Origin of the sequence: Mycobacterium simiae (genome assembly GCF_008370645.1) — a bacterium.
Classification (GTDB): domain Bacteria; phylum Actinomycetota; class Actinomycetes; order Mycobacteriales; family Mycobacteriaceae; genus Mycobacterium; species Mycobacterium simiae_A.
This window is the reverse complement of record NZ_VTZN01000272.1, coordinates 1-4,295: the sequence shown is the minus strand read 5'-3', so window position 1 is coordinate 4,295 and position 4,295 is coordinate 1. Positions and strand designations below refer to the sequence as shown.

Below are 4,295 nucleotides of genomic sequence, written 5' to 3'. Positions count from 1 at the left end.
GGCCCAAGCGATTGTGGCGACTTATGGGCAAAACCGTGGTGCGGATCGGCCGTTGTGGTTGGGGTCGATCAAATCGAATATGGGTCATGCGCAGGCGGCGGCGGGTGTGGCCGGAGTGATCAAGATGATCCAGGCTCTGCGTCATGGTGTGTTGCCGGCTACGTTGCATGTGGATGCGCCTACCCCGCATGTGGATTGGGCTGCGGGCCGGGTGCGGCTGCTCACCGAGGCCCAACCCTGGCGGCCCGGTGAGCGGGTCCGCCGCGCCGGGGTGTCCTCGTTCGGGATTTCGGGTACTAACGCCCATCTCATCGTGGAAGAAGCCCCAGCAGCTGAGCAGGTGTCGACACCACGGTCGCAGCCGAAGGTTCCCCACGAGTCTGCGGTGGTGCCGTTGGTGATATCAGCCAAGTCTGAGGCGGCGTTGCGGGCGCAAGCGGCCCGGTTGAGTGCCTATTTGGCCGATAACCCGCAGATCGATCCGGCCGATGTGGGGTACCGGCTGGCCACTGGACGAGCCCGGTTGGCCCATCGTGGCGCGGTGGTGAGTGCTGATCGTCAGGAGTTGATGGCCGGGCTTTGGGCGCTAGCTGATGGCCGACCCGACTCCACGGTGGTGACTGGGCGCGCCGTGGACGGCAAGACCGCATTCGTGTTCGGCGGCCAAGGCGGCCAGTGGGAAACCATGGCCGTGGAGTTGCTTGATAGCTCGCCGGTGTTTGCCGCCCACATACGGGCCTGCAGCGATGCGCTGGAGCCCTATGTGGATTGGTCGCTGGAGGAGGTGTTGCGCGGTGCGGCGGCTGAATCGTCGTTGACCCGGGTAGATGTGGTGCAGCCGGTGCTGTTTGCGGTGATGGTGTCGGTGGCGGAGTTATGGCGTTCCTGCGGTGTGCAACCGGCGATGGTGATGGGTCATTCCCAGGGTGAAATCGCCGCGGCGTATGTGGCTGGTGGTTTGAGTTTGCAGGATGCTGCCAAGGTGGTAGCGCTGCGCAGCCGCGCCATCGCCGAGCTGGCCGATTCTGGCGGTATGGCTTCAGTGGGGTTAGCCGCCGAGCAGGTCACCTCGCGCCTCCAACGTTGGGAGAAAACGATTTCGGTAGCCGCGGTCAACAGCCCGGTTTCCACCGTGGTTTCCGGCGAGTCAGCGGCGGTAGAAGAATTTGTCGCCCAGTGTGTGGCCGAAGGGATTTTCGCGCGGTTGATCCCGGTGGACTACGCCTCGCATTGCGTGCACGTCGAAGCGGTGCAGCAGCGGTTGATCGCCGAGCTGGCCACGATCACACCGCGCGCTGGCACGGTCGGGTTTTATTCCACGGTGACCGGTGCTGTGCTGTCGACCGAGGCTTTAGATGCCCAGTATTGGTATAGCAATTTGCGTGAGCCGGTGCGGTTTGCCGAGACCACCCGGCTGCTGCTGGAGCAGGGTTGTCGCGCGTTTATCGAGATGGGCCCGCATCCGGTTTTGGCGGTGCCCATCTCTGAAACGGTGGAAGCCGCCAGTAACAACCCAGCCGACCCAGCCAACCCGGCCGATCCGGCGGCGGTGGCGGTGCTGGGATCGCTACGTCGCGGCGAAGGCGACTGGAGACGCTTTGTCACCGCACTTGCCCAGGCCGATGTGCAGGGAGTCAGAGTGGATTGGGCGTCGGTGTTCGCCCACGCTCACCCACAACGAGTGACATTGCCCTCCTATGCCTTTCAGCGGCAGCGGTACTGGCTGCATTCCACTGTTACTGCTGATACCACGGATCTGCCGTCGGTAGGGCTAACGCGGGTAGGTCATCCATTCCTCGGGGCGGGGGTCTCGCTGGGCGATGACGACGGCTGGTTGTTTAGCGGGAGGCTGTGTTTGCAGTCGCACCCGTGGCTGGCCGATCACGCGGTTTTCGACGCGGTGTTACTGCCCGGGACCGCGTTCGTGGAGATGGCGCTGGCCGCGGGCGCCCAGGCCGAACTGCAGCGACTCGACGAATTGATCCTGCACGCACCGCTGCTGATCCCCGAACACGGCGCGATACAACTGCAGGTGCGCATCAGCGCCCCAACCGATGACGGCCGTTACCCAGTGACTATCTATTCGCGCTCACACAACGCTGCCGATACACCCACCCAGCCATGGGCGCGCCATGCCAGCGGTGTGCTCAGCGCCGCCGCAGACCACACGGGATTTGAGTCGTTGCTGACCTGGCCACCCACTGATGCGCAGACCATCGAGGTCACATCACTGTATGACCGGCTTGCTGACACCGGCTTCCACTACGGGCCGGCATTCCAAGGAGTGCAAGCGATCTGGCGTCGCGGTGAGCAACTATTCGCCGAGATCGCCCTTTCTGATGAGCATTCCGGCAAAGGTTTCGGTGTGCACCCGGCCTTATTCGACGCAGCTTTGCATGCAGCAGCAGCAGAACTGACCAACGAACACACCCCCAACCAGCTGCCACTGCCGTTCGCCTGGACCGGGGTATCAATACCGTCGCGGGGCACGTCAGTGCTGCGGGTCACGCTGCGCCCCAACCAAACCAACGGTCTGTGGTTGCGCGCAGTCGATCAGACCGGCACCCCAGTGCTGGCGGTGAATTCCCTCAAGGTCCGCCCAATCGATGCCGCCGCACTGGCCAACACCAACAGCCAAGGACCAGAGTCGCTCTACGCGCTGCACTGGACCCCGATCCACACCAGCCAGACCACCGCCCCACAGCTGGTGATCCTCGACGACGGACCACTGAATCTGACCAGCATCGCTGGTGAGCACTACCCGAATCTCGAGGCGCTCATCGAGGCCATCCGAGAGGGACTCACTGTCCCGGAAGTGGTGCTGACCGCCGCACCGATCACCAGCGAGGAATCACTTACCCACACTGCACGTACCCGGTTGTATCGCACCCTAGAGCTAGTGCAGAACTGGCTAGAGATCCCCGAACTCGCACAATCACGCCTAGTCTTTATCAGCCACGCAGCCATAGCCATCGATCACGACGAAGTCCCCGACATCGCAGCCGCGGCCGCCGAAGGTTTGTTACGCAGCGCCGCCTCAGAACACCCCGGCAAATTCCTGCTGATTGACCTCGACAACACCGACGCCTCACAACAGATGATCCCCGCCGCGCTGGGCTGCGTCACCGAATCCCGAGTGGCACTTCGCCACGGAACGATACTGGCACCGCGGCTTTGTCGGGCCACCCCAACACCGCCACCCACAACCACGGTCTTTGACCCCCAACGCACGGTACTAATCACCGGAGGCACCGGCGTGCTCGGGATGGCGCTAGCCCGCCACCTAGCCACCACACACCGATGCCAACACCTACTATTGACCAGTCGCCGCGGCGAACAAGCCCCCGGCGCCCAACAACTCCACAACGAACTACAACAACAGGGCTGCCAGGTCAGTTTCGCCGCTATCGATGTCGCCGACCGCGACCAACTAGCCGCCGTGCTCGATGCCCTACCACCCCAGCATCCACTGGGGGCAGTCATCCACGCCGCCGGAGTACTCGCCGATGCTCTCATCGAATCCCTACACCACCAACACGTCGAACAAGTACTAGCACCCAAACTCGATGCCGCCCTGCACCTACACCAGCTCACCGCAGAACAAGACCTATCGGCGTTCGTGCTGTTCTCCTCCGCATCAGCAATCATGGGCAGCCCCGGACAAGCCAACTACGCCGCCGCCAACGCCTTCCTCGACGCACTAGCCCAATACCGCCACCACCACGGCCTACCAGCAACATCACTGGCATGGGGACTATGGGCCCAGGCCACCGGCATGACCGGCCAACTCGACCACACCGATCAAGCCCGCATCCAACGCACCGGCATAACACCAATGTCCACCGACTACGCCCTACAACTATTCGACCAAGCCTGCACCCGCCCCGAACCCATCCTGATACCCACACAACTCAACCCCGCCGCGCTAAGCGCCCAAGCCCGCCTCGGAATGCTGCCCCCACCGCTACGCGCACTGATCCGAATACCCACCCACCAACAACCACCGACCGACACCCTCACCCAACGCCTAACCAACATCCCCGAAAACGACTGGGACACCCAACTACTAACCGAAGTACAAAATCACGTCGCCGCCATACTCGGACACCCATCCACAGAATCAGTAAAACCCCACCAACCACTCAACGAAATCGGACTAACCTCCCTCGGAGCCATCGAACTACGAAACCGCCTCTCCCACAACACCGGCCTCAAACTACCCACCACACTCATCTTCGACCACCCCAACCCCACCGCAATAGCAAAATACCTCCACACCCAAATCGCGGGAACGG

The 4,295-nt window shown here is 62.7% G+C and carries 1 protein-coding gene; it reads left to right on the top strand.

The annotated features are described in order from the left end of the window. Window positions 1-13: 13 nt before the first annotated feature. The coding region (locus tag F0Q45_RS24565) for a type I polyketide synthase (RefSeq protein WP_262491159.1) at window positions 14-4,295 on the top strand (4,282 nt) is incomplete at its 3' end.